Source organism: Kitasatospora sp. NPDC093806 (genome assembly GCF_040683335.1).
Lineage (GTDB): Bacteria > Actinomycetota > Actinomycetes > Streptomycetales > Streptomycetaceae > Kitasatospora.
Genome location: NZ_JBFBDO010000033.1, coordinates 14,107 through 32,595, shown reverse-complemented (window position 1 = coordinate 32,595; position 18,489 = coordinate 14,107). Strand labels below are relative to the sequence as shown.

At 75.2% G+C, this 18,489-nt stretch carries 15 protein-coding genes; 8 read left to right on the top strand and 7 right to left on the bottom strand.

The window, feature by feature from the left end:
• Nucleotides 1-20 precede the first annotated feature (20 nt).
• Nucleotides 21-233: an EF-hand domain-containing protein gene (locus AB0N76_RS18145; RefSeq protein ID WP_363558228.1), complete on the top strand. Its 213-nt coding sequence runs from the start codon at nt 21-23 to the stop codon at nt 231-233.
• 143 nt (nt 234-376) lie between these two features.
• Here the strand turns inward: AB0N76_RS18145 and AB0N76_RS18140 are convergent, their stop codons facing one another.
• Nucleotides 377-2,632: a CDP-glycerol glycerophosphotransferase family protein gene (locus tag AB0N76_RS18140; protein ID WP_363558226.1), complete on the bottom strand. Its 2,256-nt coding sequence runs from the start codon at nt 2,630-2,632 to the stop codon at nt 377-379.
• A gap of 668 nt (nt 2,633-3,300) precedes the next feature.
• Here AB0N76_RS18140 and AB0N76_RS18135 point away from each other — a divergent pair.
• Both AB0N76_RS18135 and AB0N76_RS18130 read left to right on the top strand, forming a co-directional pair.
• Entirely contained in the window at nt 3,301-3,570 is a 270-nt protein-coding gene (locus AB0N76_RS18135; RefSeq protein ID WP_363558224.1) for a hypothetical protein, read from the top strand.
• Nucleotides 3,571-3,821: 251 nt separating this feature from the next.
• Complete coding sequence (locus AB0N76_RS18130) at nt 3,822-4,286, top strand: secondary thiamine-phosphate synthase enzyme YjbQ (RefSeq protein WP_363558222.1); 465 nt, start codon at nt 3,822-3,824, stop codon at nt 4,284-4,286.
• A gap of 87 nt (nt 4,287-4,373) precedes the next feature.
• On the opposite strand, the gene AB0N76_RS18125 is transcribed toward AB0N76_RS18130, so the two are convergent.
• On the bottom strand, nt 4,374-5,063 hold the full coding sequence (locus AB0N76_RS18125) for a DUF1990 domain-containing protein (RefSeq protein WP_363558220.1): 690 nt from the start codon (nt 5,061-5,063) through the stop codon (nt 4,374-4,376).
• Between the two features lie 85 nt (nt 5,064-5,148).
• Between AB0N76_RS18125 and AB0N76_RS18120 the strand changes: the two genes are divergently transcribed.
• Nucleotides 5,149-5,367, top strand: a complete 219-nt coding sequence (locus AB0N76_RS18120; protein ID WP_363558218.1) for a hypothetical protein — start codon at nt 5,149-5,151, stop codon at nt 5,365-5,367.
• Between the two features lie 36 nt (nt 5,368-5,403).
• On the opposite strand, the gene AB0N76_RS18115 is transcribed toward AB0N76_RS18120, so the two are convergent.
• Together AB0N76_RS18115 and AB0N76_RS18110 are read right to left on the bottom strand one after the other, a co-directional pair.
• Nucleotides 5,404-8,577 carry an SMC family ATPase gene (locus tag AB0N76_RS18115; protein ID WP_363558216.1) on the bottom strand — a complete coding sequence of 1,058 codons (3,174 nt, stop codon included), beginning with the start codon at nt 8,575-8,577 and terminating at the stop codon, nt 5,404-5,406.
• Nucleotides 8,574-9,743, bottom strand: a complete 1,170-nt coding sequence (locus AB0N76_RS18110) for an exonuclease SbcCD subunit D (RefSeq protein WP_363558214.1) — start codon at nt 9,741-9,743, stop codon at nt 8,574-8,576. The genes AB0N76_RS18115 and AB0N76_RS18110 overlap by 4 nt, the downstream gene beginning before the upstream one ends.
• A gap of 183 nt (nt 9,744-9,926) precedes the next feature.
• Here AB0N76_RS18110 and AB0N76_RS18105 point away from each other — a divergent pair, with 183 nt between their 5' ends.
• The 4 genes from AB0N76_RS18105 to AB0N76_RS18090 all read left to right on the top strand — a co-directional run bounded on the left by AB0N76_RS18105 (nt 9,927) and on the right by AB0N76_RS18090 (nt 13,458).
• Entirely contained in the window at nt 9,927-11,129 is a 1,203-nt protein-coding gene (locus AB0N76_RS18105; RefSeq protein WP_363558212.1) for a hypothetical protein, read from the top strand.
• Between the two features lie 206 nt (nt 11,130-11,335).
• A complete protein-coding gene (locus AB0N76_RS18100) occupies nt 11,336-12,064 on the top strand; it encodes a hypothetical protein (RefSeq protein WP_363558210.1) in 729 nt (242 codons plus the stop codon).
• Nucleotides 12,061-12,447: a glyoxalase gene (locus tag AB0N76_RS18095; RefSeq protein ID WP_363558208.1), complete on the top strand. Its 387-nt coding sequence runs from the start codon at nt 12,061-12,063 to the stop codon at nt 12,445-12,447. Before AB0N76_RS18100 ends, AB0N76_RS18095 begins: the two co-directional genes overlap by 4 nt.
• Before the next feature lie 252 nt (nt 12,448-12,699).
• Nucleotides 12,700-13,458 carry an SGNH/GDSL hydrolase family protein gene (locus AB0N76_RS18090; RefSeq protein WP_363558288.1) on the top strand — a complete coding sequence of 253 codons (759 nt, stop codon included), beginning with the start codon at nt 12,700-12,702 and terminating at the stop codon, nt 13,456-13,458.
• 98 nt (nt 13,459-13,556) lie between these two features.
• Here AB0N76_RS18090 and AB0N76_RS18085 read toward each other — a convergent pair whose 3' ends face one another.
• The 3 genes from AB0N76_RS18085 to AB0N76_RS18075 form a co-directional block, all read right to left on the bottom strand.
• Nucleotides 13,557-14,456: a nitroreductase/quinone reductase family protein gene (locus AB0N76_RS18085; RefSeq protein ID WP_363558206.1), complete on the bottom strand. Its 900-nt coding sequence runs from the start codon at nt 14,454-14,456 to the stop codon at nt 13,557-13,559.
• 285 nt (nt 14,457-14,741) lie between these two features.
• Nucleotides 14,742-15,923, bottom strand: a complete 1,182-nt coding sequence (locus AB0N76_RS18080; RefSeq protein WP_363558204.1) for a polysaccharide deacetylase family protein — start codon at nt 15,921-15,923, stop codon at nt 14,742-14,744.
• A gap of 287 nt (nt 15,924-16,210) precedes the next feature.
• Complete coding sequence (locus tag AB0N76_RS18075) at nt 16,211-18,166, bottom strand: AMP-binding protein (RefSeq protein WP_363558202.1); 1,956 nt, start codon at nt 18,164-18,166, stop codon at nt 16,211-16,213.
• Nucleotides 18,167-18,489: the final 323 nt, after the last annotated feature.

Genomic DNA, 18,489 nt, shown 5'->3' with positions numbered 1-18,489 from the left:
TCAGTCCTCAGGAGGGACCCATGGCCGACCACGACGCCATCCGCGCCGCGTTCGACAAGTACGACGTGAACGGCAACGGCCGGATCACCGCCCTCGAGTACGCCAAGGTCGCGCGCGAGCTCGGCGACCTGACCACCTCGATCGCCGTGGCCGAGGCCATCATCAAGAAGATGGACACCAACCACGACGGCGAGCTGACCTTCGACGAGTTCCTGGCCGCGCGCCAGGGCTGAGGCCGCCCTGGGCGGGGCTCCGGATCCTCCGGGGCCCCGCCGTCGCGTTTCCACGGCCTCCCGGTCTCCCCGCCGCCCTGGGCGGCGCTGTCGCGTCGTACGCCCCCGGGGCCGCGCGGGTCGCTCAGCCGGCCGCCGGTCGCTCAGCCGGTGGTCGGGAACACCCGGCGGACCACCCGCTCCGCCGCCCCGCCGTCGTCCCACGGACAGAACCGCTCCCGGAACGCCGCCCGCGCCGCCGGCTCCGGGTCCCCGGCCAGCAGCGCCTTCGCCAGCCCCTCCGGCTCCGTCGTCAGCGCGCCCGGCGGCTGCTCGAACAGGTCGAAGTAGACGCCCCGGTCCCGCTTGTACTCCTCCCAGTCCGGCGCGAAGACCACGATCGGCCGGTCCAGCACGGCGTAGTCGAACATCATCGACGAGTAGTCCGTGACCAGCACGTCCGCCGCCAGGTAGAGGTCCTCCACGGTCGGGTGCGCCGACACGTCCAGGATCTCCGCCGCGCCCTCCTCCGCCGCCAGGTCGCCCGGGCCGCCGGTGTGGAAGTAGTGGGTGCGGACCAGCAGCGTGAACCCGGGGCCCAGCCGCCGCGCCAGCTCCCGCACGTCCAGCAGCGGCACGTACCCGCCGCGGGCCTCCCGGTGGGTGGGCGCGTACAGCACGGCGGTGCGCCCGGGCGCCAGCCCGAGCCGCTCGCGCATCGCCGCCACCTCGGCCGGCGTGGTGTTCGCCAGCCGGTCGTTGCGCGGGTAGCCGGTGTCCAGCATCTCGTACCGGCCGGGGAAGGCCCGGGCGAAGTGCTCGCTGGTGTGCGGGTTGGAGGAGACCAGGAAGTCCCAGCGGTCGACGGCCTCCTGGAGCCGGTCGAAGTCCATCCCGTCGGCGGCCACCGGGTGGTCCCGCAGGTCCATGCCCATGGCCTTCAGCGGCGTGCCGTGCTGGGTCTGGACGTGCACCGTGCCCGGCCGCTTCGCCATCGTGCGCGGGAAGTTGACGTTGTTCACGAAGTAGGTGGCCGTTGCCATGGTCTTCAGGTACGCGGGGGTGTTGACGATGACGTACGGCACCCCGGCCGGCAACGTCGCCGCCTGGGTGCGGTTCTCCACCACCCAGACCCCGCGGATCCCGGGTGCCAGCTCCTTCGCCTTCTCGTAGATCGCGGCCGGGCTGCACGCGTAACCGCGGTGCCAGTACGCGGCGTAGACCGCCAGGTTCCGGTCCAGCGGCATCCGGCGGAAGGCGTTGTACGCGGTGAACCGGGCGCCGCTGCGGACCCCCTTCTTCAGGGCCGGTGCCACGGCCCGCGCCCCGCGCTTGAGTTCACGGGGCAGCCGCCCGGTGCGGCGCAGTTCCGCGTACGCGCGCCGGGCGCCCCGGGCCGCGAGCCGGTACTGCACTCCGCGCACGCCCCCGGGGAAGCGGTAGCCGGCCGGGCGGTGGCGGGTGAAGTGCTCGGCGATCCGGCGGAAGAACTCCGGCCGCAGCCCGACCGGGACCAGCCCGGGGGTGTCGTAGACGGTGAGCGCCTGCTGGACGGTCCGCTCGAAGACCAGGGTGCGCAGCGCCTCGGGCACGGGCCGGGCGCTGCGGTCGGCCTGGTCGGTCCGGTCGGCCTGGTCGGTCCGGCCCGTCCGGTCCGTCCGGTCCAGGAAGGCGAAGATCGCGTCGTACTGGGCGAAGGCGTCGGCGTGCTTCGCGGAGGCGGTGCTGGTGATCGCCCCGGCCCGGCCGCGCCGGTAGAAGTAGCAGGGGCGGTCGAGGTAGCGCAGCCGCTCGGCGGCGAGCAGCGCGGGATAGGTGACGGAGATGTCCTCGTAGTAGCCGCGGCCGAAGGAGACGCCGAGCCCGAGCAGGAACTCGCGGCGGAACACCTTGTTCCACACCGACATCACGGTCTTGAACAGCGCCGGGTGCTCGGCCAGGGTGCAGCCGGCCACCAGTGGGGAGCCGGTCAGGACGTGCCGCCAGGGGTTGGGCTCGGTCCCGCCGTCGGGGTAGACGTGGGTGAAGTCGGTCAGCAGCACGTCGGCGGGGGTCTCGCCGCGGTCCGCGCGCCCGGTCTCGTCGGCGAGTTCGTCGAGGAGGGCGGTGACGGTGCCCTCGGGCACCCAGTCGTCGCTGTCGACGAACCAGACGTAGCTGCCGCGCAGCTCGGGCAGGGCGGCGGTGCGGGCGCCGCCGAGGCCCTGGTTCTCGGCGAGGTGGAGGACGCGCAGGCGGGGGTCGCGGGCCGCGTACTCGTCCAGGATCGCGCCGCAACGGTCGGGGGAGCGGTCGTCGACCGCGATCACCTCGAAGCGGGACTCGGAGGAGGGGGTCTCCGCCAGGAGGGAGTCGAGGCAGCGCGGCAGGAAGCGCTCCACCCCGTGGACCGGGAGCACGATGCTGAGGAGGACTGGCACGCTGGCCGAGTCTACCGAGCTGGGCGGGGGCGACCGGCGGACGGGTGCGGTCGTGGAGGGTGCGGTGGTGACGGCGGCGGTGGGGCCGGGCCGCGGCTGCTCCGGAACCGCCGGTGCCGGACCCCGCGAGGGGTGGCACCGGCAGCCGGGTGGCGGCCCGGCCGACCCTCTACGGCCGGCCGCCGGTCCGGGCAACCGCCCGAGCCGGGCCGCCGCAGCGTCGAGGCGGCCTGGCAGTTGGCTCGGGGGAGCCGGAGCTTCATGATCTTCATCAGTCGAACACGACGGGCGATGCTGATCGCGCTCGCGCGGTCAGTAGAGATATTGCTTAGAGCTATCGCCCAAGTCAATCCCTCGTCCGTGTTCACTTCTTAAACAGATAGTCGCACCACCCGGCGGGCACGGGGAGTGAGATTCCGGTGACTCCGCGCGCCGGGCGCGCGGCTGCGGAACGGGCGCCGGGCCAATGCCCCGAAGGCCCTGCTGACGCGCGGCTGGTCGTGCACCATCATTGATGCCTAGTCGTGATCGGCCGGGTGGCCCCTGGTGCGGCGTCAGTTGACGTCGCACGGTACGGTGGCAGAACACCAGGACGGTTGCGCGAAGGCCGTCTGTCACGGATAGTCTTCGCCTCACGGCCCTGGCGCCTCGTAGGGGTGGGAAAACTGATGGAACACATGCAAGTGCGGACTCGGCCCCGCGTGCCGGCGATCCAGTGCGGCGTCGGCGCGACCGGCCGTCGGATCGACCGTCACCTGGCTGTGCTCGGCGCACCCGCACTCCCGGCGGTGGACACCGCCGAGGCGCTCGGGTTGATAAGGGAACTGACGCCGCGCGGCGTCGGCGCCCCGACCGCGCCCACGCGCCGCCACACGGGGGTCAGGCTGCTGGCGCCACTGCGCCGGCTGCGGCGGGGTCTCTTCGGCGGGCGCGGCTGAGAGGCCGATCCGGCCTCCGGGGGCACCACGCCTCCCCGCACCCACCACCGGCCCGACGGATCACCAAGACCGTCGGGTCTTCGGCATGCCCGGAACCGGGACGCCCCCGGATGCTCCCCGGGCCGCCTTCCGCCGCGCGGCCGCGACCCGTCACTGGTCTGAACCTCTCAGCCTACGTCGACCTGCCACCCCGGCACCGGGAGTCGGCGAGGCTGGCCGGTCCACCCCCGGACCTGGGACAGGATGGCGCCATGGCGGACCACACCCACTCCACTTCCACGCCCCTGTCCACGTCGTCCACGTCCTTCCGGACCGCGACCTTCGAGATCACCACCGGCAACCGCGAGGTCGCACTCGACATCACCGACCGCTGCGCCCGGTTCCTCGACGAGCACGCCGTCGGACGGGACGGCCTGCTCAACGTCTTCGTGCCGCACGCGACGGCCGGGATCGCCGTCCTGGAGACCGGTTCCGGCAGCGACGAGGACTTCCTCGCCACCCTGCGCGAACTGCTGCCGGCCGACGACCGCTGGCGGCACCGGCACGGCAGCCCCGGGCACGGGCGCGACCACGTCGTCCCCGCCCTGGTCGCCCCGCACGCCACCCTGCCGGTGATCGGCGGCCGGCTCGCCCTGGGCGTCTGGCAGTCGGTGGTCCTGGTCGACACCAACGGCGACAACCCACGGCGGACGCTCCGACTGTCCTTCCTCGGCTGACGGCCGGCCGTCGCCGTCGCGGCGGGCGCCTGGTGACGGGTGCCCGCGACGGGTGCCGTCCGGGCCGTCGCCGTCGCGGCGGGCGCCTCAGACCGGGCGGTCCCCGACGGCACCGGCCGCAGTGGCACCGGCCACGGCGGCACGGGCCACGGCGGTGAGGTAGCGCTCGATCGCCAGGTACTGGCAGAGCAGCGCGACCGGGCGGCCGAGCCGCGCGTACCAGGCGGCGAGCCGGGAGAAGGCGCTCACCTCGAACCACACCTCGCCCGCCGCGTCCATCGAGACCAGGAAGGCCTCCTCACCGCACTCCGGGTGCCCCGGCAGGGTGCCGTAGGCGAAACCGATCCGGTCGGGCTCGTCCACCGTCCACACCACGCGGCACGGGATCACCAGCCGGGGCCACCGGGTGCCGGGCAGGCCGAGGCGCAGCAGGACGGTCGCCCCCGGTTCGGCGGGCGCGTGCGGGTACACGGCGAAGCCGGTGCCCAGCTGGCTGCCCCAGCCCAGCACGTACCGCCCGGCGCGCTCCAGCACCTCCGGGCCGTGCCCGAGGTGGACCCGTCGGCGCAGGTGCGCGTAGCCGTCCGGCAGCCGGGCGTCCCGGGTGGCGCCCACCTCGGGGTAGCTGGGCGCGGCGGCCCGCGCGGCCAGCAGCCGCCGGTGGAGGGCGGACGGGCCGGACGGAGCCGGCGGACCGGACGGTGCCGACGGGCCCGCCGGAACGGACGTGCCTATCGGAGCCGGCGGGACGGGTTCGGCGGCGGGGGAGTCGAGCATGCGGCCCACCGTACCGACCGTCGTCGGAGCGGCCGGTTCCGGGACCGCCTTGCACTGAGCCCGGTCGCGGAGTAGAGAGGACGGCATGAGCGAAACGGCCACGAACGACAGGGACGTCCAGGTCTGCGACCTCGCCCCGGACGACGCGCCGGCCGGTCTGCTGCCCGACCCGGCCCTGACCGGCCCGCGCGCGGACTGCGTGCTGTGCGGCGAACCGACCGAGCTGCCCGCCGACCACCCCGGCAGCACGCTCTGCCCCGTCTGCACCTGGCAGCAGGCACAGCGGATCGCCTGCTCCGGCTGACTCTTCCTCCTCCGGGCGTACCCCCGTCACGGTTCCTCAGGCGTCCTCCCGCCCCGCCAAGGCCAGCGTGGAGCCGTGCCGGCCCTTGCGGACCAGCAGCTGGGCCGGGATCCGGCTCCGCAGATCGGCGACGTGGCTGACGATGCCGACCGCGCGGTCCCGCTCGCGCAGGCCGTCGAGGACGTCCATCACCTCCTCCAGGGTGTGCTCGTCCAGGCTGCCGAAGCCCTCGTCGATAAACAGGGTGTCCAGCGGCATGCCCCCGGCCTCGTCGGTGACCACGTCGGCGAGGCCGAGCGCCAGGGCGAGCGAGGCGAAGAAGCTCTCCCCGCCGGAGAGCGTCGCGGTGTCGCGCTCGGTGCCCGTCCAGGCGTCCACCACCCGCAGCGCCAGGCCCGAGCGCTTGTTGCCGGTGCCCCGGTCGTCGCTGTGGACGAGGGTGTAGCGGCCGCCGGACATCCGGACCAGGCGGTCGCTCGCCGCCGCCGCGACCTGCTCCAGCCGCGCTGCCAGGACGTACGACTCCAGGCGCATCCGCAGCCGGTTGTCGGTGGAGGTGCCAGCCGCGAGCGCGGCCAGCCGGCTGATCCGGCCGTAGCGAGCCAGCTCCGGGGCGAGCGAGCGGGCCAGCTCCGTCAGCTGCCGCCCGATCGCGGCCAGTGCCGCGCACCGCTCGCGCGCCGCGTCGCGGTGGGCGTGCGCCGCCCGCAGGCGGTCGGTCGCGGCGCCGAGCCGGGCCCGGGTGCCCGGCAGGTCGGCCGGCGGGAGGGCCGCCGCCGCGGCCAGCTCCGGTTCGGCCAGCCGCCGCTCGGCCGCGGTCAGCTCCGCCCGGTGCCGGTCCAGCCGCTGCTCCAGCCGCTCGCGCTCGGCCGGGGGCAGCAGGACGGCGGTCGCGGCCTCGGCGCTCGGGAACCCGGCCGCCACCGCGGCGGCGGCCAGTTCGTCGTCGGCCCGTTCGAGCCGGTCCGCCGCCTCGGCGCAGGCCCGGGCCGCGCCCGCCAGCGCGGCCACGGCCGAGGCGAGCCGCTCCAGGGCCGTCGCCCGCGCGGCCACCGACGGCGCGTCGCCCCGGGCCGCCGCCACCTTGGCGCCCAGCTCCTCCTGCTCGGCGTGCAGCGCGCGCGCCTGGGCGGCCAGCGCCGCGCTCTGCTCCCGGGCGTCGCCGAGCGCGGCGCGGCGGGCGGCCTGCTCTCCGGTGAGCCGCTCGATCGCCTGGCCGACCGCTTGGAGCCCCTCGGCGACCCGGACCGCCGCGCGGTGCTCCCGCTCCAGCTCGGCGAGCGCACCGGCCAGGGCGTCCGTCGGCTCCTCCCCGGCCGCGCCCGCGGCGGCCGCCCGGCGCACCTGGAGGCCGGCCAGCTCCCGCTCCGCCGTGTCGGCGGCCTGCTCGGCGACGGTCTGGGCCCGCCGGGCGCGCTCCTCGTCCTCCGCCCGGACCGGTTCGCCGCTCGGACGGGCCGGTGCCGGGTGCTCGGCCGAGCCGCAGACCCGGCAGGGCGCGCCGGTGCGCAGCTGCGCGGCGAGCTCGGCGGCCATCCCGGCGAGCCGGCGCTCGCGGAGGTCCTGGCCGTACTGCCGGGCGTCCAGGGCCTCGGCGCGCAGGGTGAGGGTGCGCGGCCGGGCCCGGTCGATCTCCCGGTCCAGCTCGTCCCGGCCGCGGGCGGCGGACAGCCGGACGCTCAGTTCCGCGCGCCGGGTGTCCAGCCGCTCGACCCGGGTGGCGGCGTCCCGGGCGGCGGACTGCTCCTCCTGGAGGGCGGCGAACCGGGCGTCGAAGTCGGCCAGCCAGTCGGCCGCCTCCTCGGCGAGGTCCTCGGCGCGCCGCCGGTCGGCGCTCAGCGCGGCCTGCGCGCCCTCCAGCTCGGCGCACCGCCGCTCGTCCGCCTGGGCGGCCTCCAGCCGGACCACCTCGGCGCGCAGCCGCTGCTCGGCCTCGGCCAGCTCCTTCGCACCGGCCTGCGCCAGCCCCCGGCCGCCCTCGCCCGTCGGGCCGTCGTGGTACCGGCCCTCGCCCGTCGGGCCGGCGGCCTCGGCCAGCGCCGTGCGGTACCGGTGCTCGTCCGCCCGGGCCGCCCGGTACGCCGTCGCGGCGCGCTCGCGCAGGTGCAGCACGGACTCGACGCCGACGGCCGCCTGGGCCGCCGTGAGCCGCCGCCGGTCCGCCGCGCGGGCGGGCTCGTCCTCGGCCAGCCGGGCCGCCTCGGCGACCGCCTGCCGGTGCCGCTGCTGCCGGTCGGCCAGCTGCTCGGCGGCCTCCCGCGCCTGCTGCGCCGCCCGGTGGTGCTCCTCCGCGCCGGTCAGCCCGGCCTCGGCGACGGCGAGCCGCTCGGCCGCGCCGCCGCGCAGCACGGCGGCCCAGCCGAGCACGGCCGTGGTCAGCTCGGCGCGGGGGGACGGCGCTCCCGAGGGCGTGCCCGGCTGTCCGGCCTGCGCCTTGCCCGTAGCCCGGCTGCCCGGCGCGCCCGGCTCGTCCTCGCCGGGCAGCCAGTCCGCGGCGGGTTCGGCGCCGGGGCCGGCCGCCTGCTCGGCCTTGCTGGCCAAGTCCCGCAGCCGGCGGCGCCCGGCCTGGACCGCGGCCTCGTGCACCCGGCGCTGCTCGGCCAGCCAGGCCTCGACGGACTGGAACCGCTCGGTGTCGAACAGCCGGCGCAGCAGCTTGCCGCGCTCCTCCGAGTCCGCCCGCAGGAACCGCGCGAAGTCCCCCTGGGGCAGCAGCACCACCTGGCAGAACTGGTCCCGGCTCATCCCGATCAGCCGGTGGATCTCCTCCCCGGCCTCCTGGTGGGACTTGCTGACCGCCCGCCAGCCGGGAGCACCGTCGCCGGCTCCCGCGCTGTCGCCGCCGTCCGCCGACCACTCCCGGAGCAGCGTCTGGGCGCGCTCGACGGTCATGCCCTTGCCGACCTTCTTCGGCCGCGGCTGCTCGGGCAGCCGGGTGATCTCCAGCCGCCGCCCGCCGAGCGTCAGCTCCAGCCGGACCTCGGTCAGCCGCTGGGGAGCGGCGTGGTCGCTGCGCAGCCGGTTGGCCCGGCGGGTGCCCGGCACCTCGCCGTAGAGGGCGTAGCAGACCGCGTCCAGCACGCTGCTCTTGCCCGCGCCGGTGGCCCCGCGCAGCAGGAACAGACCGCCGGCGGCCAGCGCGTCGAAGTCGACCGTCTCGGTGCCCGCGAACGGGCCGAAGGCGGTCACCGTCAACCGGTGCAGTCTCATCGGGGCAGCTCCGCCTTCCGGTCGGTGGTCTCCCGGACGCGCTCGAAGCCCTCGCGCAGCCAGTCCAGCTCGTCCGGGTCCGGCTCGGCGCCGGGGCGGACGTGCCGCAGGAAGCCCTCGGCGATCTCCAGGTCCGTCCGCCCGCTGACCCGGGCCGCGTAGGAGGGGGAGGCCTCGGCCGTCGTCTCCTCCGGCTCGAAGAGCAACTGCAGCGTGTGCGGGAAGCGGCGGCGCAGCCGCTCCATGGGCTCACCGGGCCGGGTCGGGTCGGTGAGGGTGGCCTGCACCCAGGACTGCTCGTGGGGCGCGAACCGCTCGGCGGTGAGCAGGTCGTCGAGCCGCCCGCGCAGCCGGGTCAGCGGCCGGGGCTGCGGGCAGTCGACCCGCTCGGCGGCGACCGAGCCGTCCGCCGCGAGGTCGACCAGCCACATCGTCTTGCGGTGGTCGGCCTCGGAGAAGGAGTAGGCGAGCGGGGAGCCGCTGTAGCGCAGGTGCGGGGCGAGCGTCTGGCAGCCGTGCAGGTGGCCCAGGGCGGCGTAGTGCACCCCGTCGAACACGGAGGCGGGGACGGCCGCGACCCCGCCCACCGCGATGTCGCGCTCGCTGTCGCTGGGTTCGCCGCCGGTGACGAAGGCGTGCGCCAGCACCACGGCGCGGGTGCCGGCGGGGCGGGTCGCGAGGTCGGCCCGGACCTGCTCCATCGCCGCGCCGAGCACCGCCGCGTGGCCGCCGCGGGCGAGCCCGAACCGCTCCCGGACCAGGGTCGGCTCCAGGTACGGCAGCCCGTAGACGGCGACCGGCCCGTGCTCGTCCGCCAGCAGCACCGGCTCGGAGCACTCGCCCGGATCGGTCCGCAGGTGGACGCCGGCCCGGCCGATGAGGCCCGCGCCGACGCCGAGCCGGCGGGCGGAGTCGTGGTTGCCGCTGATGAACACCGTCGGCACGCCCAGCCCGGCCAGCCGGTGCAGCACGTCGTCGAACAGCGCCACCGCCTCCAGGCCCGGCAGCGCGCGGTCGTACACGTCGCCCGCGACCAGCACGGCGTCCACGCGTTCGGCCCGGACCACCGCCACCAGGTGGTCCAGGAAGACGCGCTGGGCGTCGTGCAGGCTCTCCCGGTGGAACGAGCGCCCCAGGTGCCAGTCGGAGGTATGCAGCAGTCGCATGGTCCCCGACCATAACGGGCGGCACTGACAACGCGGTCCGGAACGGGAGTGGCCAGGGGTCCGTCCCGCCCCGCGACGCTCGCTCTGGGTCGATTGTCAGTGACGGTGTGTATGTTCGCGGTCGTCGGGAGCCGAGGGCTCGTGGGGCCGACCTGGAGTACCACCGAACGGAAGGACACGACCATGTCCGTGCAGATCGACTTCGAGTTCCCCCGCAGCGGGCGGGTGCGCCGGGTGCACCGGTTGTACCGCCCGGGTGGCGAGGGCGCGGTGCCGTGCCCGCAGGCGGCGCGGTTGCGGCTCCCCACCTCGGCGCGGCAGCGGCCCGGCCCCGGTCGGCCGGTGGCCGGGGGCCCGGGCGGGCGGCCCCCGGGTGGCGGGGCGAGCGGCCCCGGTCCCGGGGCCAGGGACCGGCGCCGGGGGCGTCCGCGCGGGGCGCCGCCGCCGCAGCCGGTGGCGCTCGCGCTGGTCGTGCGCGCCGCCGACTTCGCCGACCTCGCCCGGTACGGCCTGTTCGGCGGGCTGTCCTACCGGGCCTACCTGCGGCGGGCGGCGGTCCAGCTGCGGGCGCTGCGCCGGCAGGGCCTGGAGGTGCACCTGCGGGTGCTCGACCCGGTCGACTACGAGGACTACTGCGAGGCGCTCGGCTTCGACCCGGGGGAGGCGGCGGCCCGGGTCGGCTACGCCGCCGACCCCGAGCTGGCCGGGGAGCCGTTCCGCTACGCCGGGCAGCGGCTGGCCGCGCTGCTCCCGGTGCTGGCCGACGACCACCGGGCCCGGGTGCGGCTGTCCATCGCGATGGCCGTGCTGGTGACGGCGGTCGGCGAGGGGCCGCCGGGGGAGCGGCGGCTGGCGGCGGTGCTGCGGTACGCGGTCGGGGTGCAGCCGGCGGTGGCCGCGGGTGCCGGTGAGGGCGTGCACCTGCTGACGCTGCGCTGGTCCGGCCCGGAGGGCGGCGAGGAGCTGACCTCGGCGACGGACGTCCGGGTGGAGCGGGGCCGGCTGGTGATCGGCGGGCGGGACGTCGAGGCGTTCTGCGTGACGCTGGCGGCCGGCCTGGCCGTCGGCGGGCACGGGGCGATGGTGCTGCACGGGGACCCGGCGGCGCCCGGCGGGCAGACGGTGCGCGGCTGGGCGCTGCGGGGCGGGCGGCTGCGGCCGATGACCGTCCGGGAGGTGCTGGACGAGCTGGCCGACGACGTCGGCCGGGGCCTGCCCTTCCCGCCGGCCGCTGTGCCGCTCCCGGGCTTCCCGCTCCCGGAGGCGCCCCCGCCCGAGCCGCCGTCCGGGCGGTCGGCCGATCCCTTCCCGCCGGGGTCGCCGCCCGAGCCGTCGGACGAGCCGCCGTTCGGGCCGATCGGGGACGGGGGTGAGCCCCTGGGCTGACCAGGCCGTTCGGTCTCCGGCGTCCACCAAGCGGCGCTGGGGACTGTTCATCGACCGCCTGTTCGGGGAAGATTTCGGGGAAGATCAACAGTGGGAACGGCCGGTGCCCCACGCCGCCGTCCCCGCCGCTCAGCCCCGAACCGCGTACCGCGTACCGCCCCCGCGCACCGTCGGTCCGGCGAGCCCGACACCGAAAGGGGGGACGCATGAGCCGGATCGAGTACAGCGCGGAGATCGCCGAGCTGCTCGGCCGGGTGCGCCGGCGTCCCACCGCGGGCTGGCCGTGGCGGCCCGGCGAGCGGGTGCCCGCCGGCCTTCCGGTCAAGCAGTCGTGGGGGTGGCTGTTCGCCCCCGACGGCCGGGTGCTGACCCTGGTCAACCCCAAGGACGGCATCGTCTCGCTCCCCGGCGGCTCGCTGGAGCCGGAGGACGCCGGGGACCCGGGCTCGGCACTGGCCCGGGAGGCGGACGAGGAGGCGCAGGCGCTGATCGGCACGCCGTACTACCTCGGCTACCTCTACGACCGGGTCGGTTCGGCGAACGGCGGGCACGAGTGCGCGCGGGTGCGGATGGCCGCCGCGCTGCGGTCGGTCGGCCCCAGCGTGCCCGATCCGGCCTCGGGGCGGCACTACCGGCGGCTGCTGGTCGCGCCGGGCCTCGCGGTCGAGCTGCTCGGCTGGGGCTCGCCCGGCCTGCGCCAGGCCCGGGCGGCGGTGGCGACCGCCGCCCGGCGGCTGGGCGTGCCCGAGTCCGCGAACGAGACGATCGAGGAGCTTCCACTGGCGGGCTGCGAGATCTTCCCCGGTCCTGGGTCCGGGCCCGGCGCCGCCCCCGGCCGCGCCGCCGGTCCCGGCCACGCCTCCGCCCCCGCTCCCGCCCCCGGCTTCGGTGCGCGCCCCGCGGGCCCCGGGCCAGAGCGGGGAACCGGCCGGTGACCGCGCCGCACCGGCGCGGGCTGTTCCACCACGTGGAGCTCTGGACGGACGACCTGGCGGTCTCGGAGGAACAGTGGGCGCCGGTACTGCTCGCCCTGGGGTGCGAGCCGTTCCAGCACTGGCCGAGCGGCCGCAGCTGGCGCCTCGGTGACGCCTACCTGGTGATCGAGCAGTCGCCGGCGCTGCTGCCGGGCGGTCACGAGCGGCTGCGGGCCGGTCTCAACCACCTCGCCGTGCACGGGACCGCCGCGGCGGTGGCCGCCGCGCTCGCCGCCGGCTGGACGGTCCGGGTGGACACCGGCGAGGCGGTTCACCTGATCGACCGTCAGGGCTTCGAGCTGGAGATCGTCCTCGTCGACGACGGGTCGGCCGGAGCGGAGTAGCCCTCAGTCGGGGTGCGGGGGTGGGACGACGCCGGGCCGCCTGATCGGGTGATCCGTCGCACCGGCGCGCGCGGAGCATTTCCGGTTGTGGGCAAGGCGGTTCACCTCAGTGTTGTCAGACAGACCGTCAATTGCCTTGGCATGACCACTTCCCCGGTTATCTACCGCCTGGTATCAATTCTTGTGACGTATGTCATATCAGGAGGTGTCATGCTACGACCTGCCCGTGCCATGTCCGTCGCCGTCACCGCGATGCTCCTCACGCTGACCACCCTCGCGACGGCCGGCTCCGCCCACGCCGCCGGCGTCAACTACGTCGCACTCGGCGACTCGTACGCCTCCGGCCTCGGGGCCGGCAGCTACACCAGCGAGAGCGGCAGCTGCAAGCGCAGCACCAACGCGTACGCGTACCTCTGGAAGAACGCGCACGCGCCGTCCTCCTTCGCGTTCGTCGCCTGTGCGGGCGCCAGAACCGGAGACGTGCTCAACAACCAGCTGTCGGCCCTCAACTCGGGCACCACGCTGGTCAGCATCAGCGTCGGCGGCAACGACGCCGGCTTCGCCAGCACGATGCAGACCTGCGTCCTCGACTCCGAGAGCGCCTGCCTCAACGCCGTCGCCACCGCGAAGAACTACGCCACCAGCACGCTGCCCGGCCAGCTCGACCAGGTCTACGCGGCCATCCACGCCAAGGCGCCCAACGCCCGGGTGGTCGTGCTCGGCTACCCGCACCTCTACAAGGTCGGCGGCAGCTGCATCTTCGGCATCGGCGACACCAAGCGGGCCGCCATCAACGGCGCCGCCGACGTGCTCGACGACGTCGTCGCCAAGCGCGCCGCCAACGCGGGCTTCGCCTTCGGTGACGTCCGCTCGATCTTCAAGGAGCACGAGATCTGCGGCTCCAGCACCACCTGGCTGCACAGCACCACCCTGCCGGTCGAGGAGAGCTACCACCCCAAGGCCGCCGGCCAGTCGGGCGGCTACCTGCCGGTGTTCACCGCCCAGGCCTGATCCGCCCCTGAACCGGTACCGGCACCGGTGCCGGTTCGGACGGATCGGACGGTTCCGAGCGCCCACCGACCCCTCCCCGGGGCCGGTGGGCGCTCGCGTCACCGCACCGGCGGGAAGGGGATGTCGGCCAGCGCGGGCAGCAGCTCGCGCTCCTCGTGGTCGAGGTGCGCCTCCAGCTCGGCCGACAGCCGGGCCAGCTCGGCCCGGAACCGCTCAGGCTCGGCCGAACCGAGCTCGGCCAGCAGCGCCACCAGCCCGTCCTTCAGTCGTGCCACCGTCCGGTGCTCCTCGGCCAGCCGGTCCAGCGTGTCCCGCAGGTGCGGGTGACTGTGGGCCAGGGCGGGGAACACCCCCTGGTCCTCGCCGGTGTGATGAATGGTCAGGCCCTGGCAGAACGCCAGGCAGTGCTGGCGGATCTGCAGTCCGAGGGGCGGTGGCGCCTCGGCGCCGGTCCCGTGGTCGGCGAAGTGCGCCTCGGTCTCCGCCCGGACGTGCCGCAGCTGGCCGCGCAGCCAGTCGTGCACCTCCAGCAGCTTGTCCGCGAGGCTGGCCACCTCGCGGGGCGTGGTGTCCCCGGGCTGCTCCAGGACCACCACCGGCAGCAGCCGCTCGGTGTGTCGTTGGTAGTCCCCGTAGCCGGGCGCCGCCCGGACGACGGCCGCGAACAGCCGGTCCCGGCGCGACCCCTCGGCGGGGACCGCGACCGCGTCGAACACCTCCGTACCCAGCTCCACCCCGACCACCGGGCGGGCGAGCAGGTTGCGGTACCACTGCGGGTCCTCGGCCGCCCCCGCCGCCGAGGCGACGATCAGCAGCAGCCCCTCGGCCCGCACGTACCCGAGCGGCACCGTGTGCTCCCGCCCGGACCGCGCGCCGACCGTGGTCAGCAGGAGCAGGTCCCCGCCCTCGAAGGGCCCGCCGACCTTCCCGCCATTGGCACGGAACTCATCGATGACCGACTGATTGAACGACGAAGAAGACAAAGAAGACATGGGCATACGCCTGTGGGTATCTCCGAACATGGGAATGAAGCGGCCGCAGCTGCGGTGATCGTCAGGAAAGGGGAGCGGAGTAAGTACTCATCGCGCATCGTCCCTCTGCGTCAAGGTGCTCGCTCGGTCGCCGGCCGGCCCATTTCTCTTGGCCGGCGCCACGCTGCACGCGCTCATCAGAACACACCCCACCCGTCGTCTGTCAACGACGGGTCAGCGGGCCGCCGGTCCGGAGACGGCGCGTGCCGCCACTCCCGGGGGAGCGGCGGCACGCGGCCTGGTGGAGTGGTGTCAGCGCAGGTAGGAGGCCAGTCCGGCGGGCTTGAGGCCGGCGGCCTCGGCGGCGGCCAGGGCGCGCGGGAGGTCGGTGGCGAGGGTGTCGGTCCAGTGCAGCAGGACGACGTCGCCGGGCGACAGGGTGCCCTCGTGCCAGATGTTGGAGGCGCCCCAGCTGAAGTCCGCGTCGGCGGTCAGCACGTTGCGCAGACCGCAGTTGGCGGCGGCCTGCAGGGTGTCGGCGTTCCAGGCGAAGTACGGCGGGCGGAAGACGGCGGGGGCGGTGCCGAAGATGCGGGTCAGGGAGTCCCGGGCGTCGCAGATCTCCACCTGCTGCTCGGCGAGCGGGAGCTTGCTGAGGTCGGCGTGGGAGACGCTGTGGTTCTGGATCGAGGAGCCGGGCGCGGCGGTGACCCGCTGGAAGAAGCCGGGGTCGGCGGCGGCCGGCATCGGCAGCGGGAACGCGGTGATCGGCAGCTTGTGGTCGGTGATGAAACGTTCCGCCTCCGGGGTGCGCTGCCAGCCGTCGTCGACGGTGAAGAACACCACCTTGTCGCTGGTCGGCACCGAGCCGGCGGCGGTCGCGGGGGCGGGCGCGGGGCCGTCCACCCGCACGTCGTCGACCGCGAACGGACCCTGCTGGTACCAGCCGTGGACGGAGAGGCGGACGGTCCCGGCGGTCGGGCCGCTGGTGAAGCGGGTGGTCAGCTTCTGCCAGCCGCCGTTGGTGTTCTCGGTCCAGGCCGGCGGGGTGGGCCGGGCGGTGCCGGTGGCACCGAGGAAGACGAACTTCCCGCGCACCCAGGCGGAGGCGGTGTAGGTGGTGTTGGGCTGGACGGCGACGGTCTGCACGCACTCGCCGGTGGACTCGTCGCTCGCGGGGGTGACGGCGAGCGCGGAGCCGCCGGAGTGCGGGGCGGTGGTGGTGACGGCGGCCTCGGCGGGCCCGCCGGAGCAGCGCCAGCCGGGCACGCTGCCCCAGTCGGCGAGCGAGGAGGCGGGGATCTCGAACCCGGGGTTGGTGGCCAGGTTGACGGTGGGCGCGGGGGCGTTCGCGGGTTCCGCGGCGGCGGGGGAGACGGCGCCGGAGAGCAGCAGCGCCGCCGAGGCGGCCAGCGCGGACAGCCGGGGGAGGGCGCGCGAGGCCGACCGTGAGGACAGCCGCGAGGCCGACCGTGAGGACAGGCGCGAAGGCATGCACGAGGACAGGCGCGAGGACATGGACACGTGGGAACTCCTGCGTGGGGGACGCGTCCGTGGGGAGGACGCGCGGAGAACGGGATGGGGCGCTCCCCGAGGGGCGGGAGCCGTTGGCGTGCCGCACTCAAGACCGAGGCAAAACAATGGACTGGACCACTCGGATCGTCAAGGGAACGGCCGGTGAAACACCCGCCATCCGCCGAGTGGCAAAAGGGACAAGACGATCCGTCAGCGGACGGACCGGGACGCCGTGACACCGGTTTGCCGGAACACCGGGAGGCCCGTCAGGGCGCGTACAGCTCCTCGATGTCCTCCGCGTAGTACGCGACGATCGCCGCCCGGCGCAGCTTGAGCGAGGGCGTGAGCAGTCCCTGGTCCACGCCGAACTCCCGGGGCAGCAGCCGGAACGCCCGGATCGACTCGGCCCGCGAGACGGCCGTGTTGGCCGCCGCGACCGCCCGCTGCACCTCGGCGTGCAGGTCCTCGTCCGCGAGCACCGCCCACGGGTCCGCCACCCCGCGCCCGCGCCGCTTCAGCCAGTGCGCCAGCGCCGCCGGGTCGAGCGTGATCAGCGCCCCCACGTACGGGCGGTCGTCGCCGACCACCAGGCACTGGGAGACCAGCGGATGCGCCTCGACCCGGCGTTCCAGGGCGGCCGGGGCGAGGTTCTTGCCGCTGCTGGTGACGATCACGTCCTTCTTCCGGCCGGTGATGCTCAGGTAGCCGTCCTCGTCCAGGCTGCCGAGGTCCCCGGTGCCGAACCAGCCGTCGTACAGCGACTCGGCAGTGCAGCGCGGGTGGTTGAGGTAGCCGCCGAAGACGCCGGGGCCGCGCACCCAGACCTCGCCGTCGTCGGCGATGGCCACGGTGGCGCCGGGGACCGGCTGTCCGACCGTGCCGATCTTCTGCCGACCGGGTGGGTTGGCGGTGATCGCGGCGGAGGTCTCGGTCAGCCCGTAGCCCTCGAACAGCTGGAAGCCGATCCCGGTGTAGAAGAGGCCGAGTTCGCGGTCGAGGGTCGAGCCGCCGCACATCAGCGCGCGCACCCGGCCGCCGAACACGGCGCGCAGCCGCTGGTAGACCGTCCGCTCGTAGGCCAGGTGGCGCAGCCGCAGCTTGGCGCCCGGGCCGGGGCCGCGGCCGAACGCGCGCTGCTCGCGGGCGTCGGCCCAGTCGACGGCCACCTCCCGGGCCTGCTCGAAGAGTTCGCCGCGCCCGGCGTCCTCGGCGGCGCGCCGGGCCTGCTGGAACACCTTGTCGAGCACGTACGGGACGACGAGCAGGAAGGTCGGCCGGAACGAGTCGAGCGCGGGCAGCACGACGTCGGTGGACACCTCCGGCAGGTGGCCGAGCCGGAAGCCGCCGCGCACCGCCGCGATCTGCACCATCCGCCCGTAGACGTGCGCCAGGGGTAAGAAGAGCAGTGTGGACGGCTGGTGGCCGACGGTGTCGGTGAGCGCCTCGTGCCAGCCGTCGAGCACGGTGTCGGCGGCGGCCGCCAGCGCGCCGTGGGTGATCAGGCAGCCCTTGGGGCGGCCGGTGGTGCCGGAGGTGTAGACCACGGTGGCGATGTTGTCGGCGCCGACGCCGAGCCGCTGGCGGTGCACCAGCGAGTCGGGCACGCCGCGTCCGTCCTCGACGATCGCCGCGACGCAGTCCCGGTCCAGCTGCCAGATGCCGGTCAGGTCGGGCAGCGCGTCGCAGACCGCGCCGACGGTCATCGCGTGGTCCTCGTCCTCGACCAGGCAGGCGACCGCCTGGGTCTCGGCGAGGATCCAGCGGACCTGCTCGGGCGCGGCGGTGGGGTAGACCGGGACGGGGATCGCGCCGATCGACCAGAGCGCGTAGTCGAACAGCGTCCACTCGTAGCGGGTGCGGGACATCAGCGCGACCCGGTCGCCGTAGCGCACGCCGCGGGTGAGCAGGCCCTTGGCGAGGGCCAGCACCGCGTCCCGGAAGTCGGCCGCGGTCACGTCCTGCCAGACCTCGTCCTCGCCGGTGCGGTCGGGTCGGCCGGCCCCGTCGGGTCGACCGGCGCGGTCGGACTGGCCGGCGCGGTCGGATTGACCGGTCCGGCCGGTGCGGTCGGGCGACCCCGGCCGGCCGCCCCACCCGGTCCGGTCGGCGCGGCGCGACAACTGGACCAGTCCGGGGTGGCGTTCGGCGGTGTCGTAGAGCGAGTCGGCCAGTCCACCGGTGGCCGGTGCTCCGGCCGGCGCGGGGGTGGTGAACTCGCGCACGATCCCCCCGATCCGTCCTGCAGGTGGAGCGAAACTATCGGATAGCTCCCCGACTGCCCAGGGTTGTGACCGTGACGCGACGAGATCGGCACCGGCCCGTGTGGAAAGTGTCGTAGCGCCGGGGAGACGGCCCCGCCGGGCCGGGTGGATGTGAGGAATCGGTGATCTTGGTGGCGATCCGGACACGATCCGGGCCCGCGTCGAGAGAGGACGGGTTCGACCCTCGAACGAGTGGTCAGGGCGTAGTAGAGTCGCGCAGACCTGCGGCCGGGGCTCCCGGTCGAGCCCTGGATCCGTACCCGATCGGTACTTGGTCCGTACCT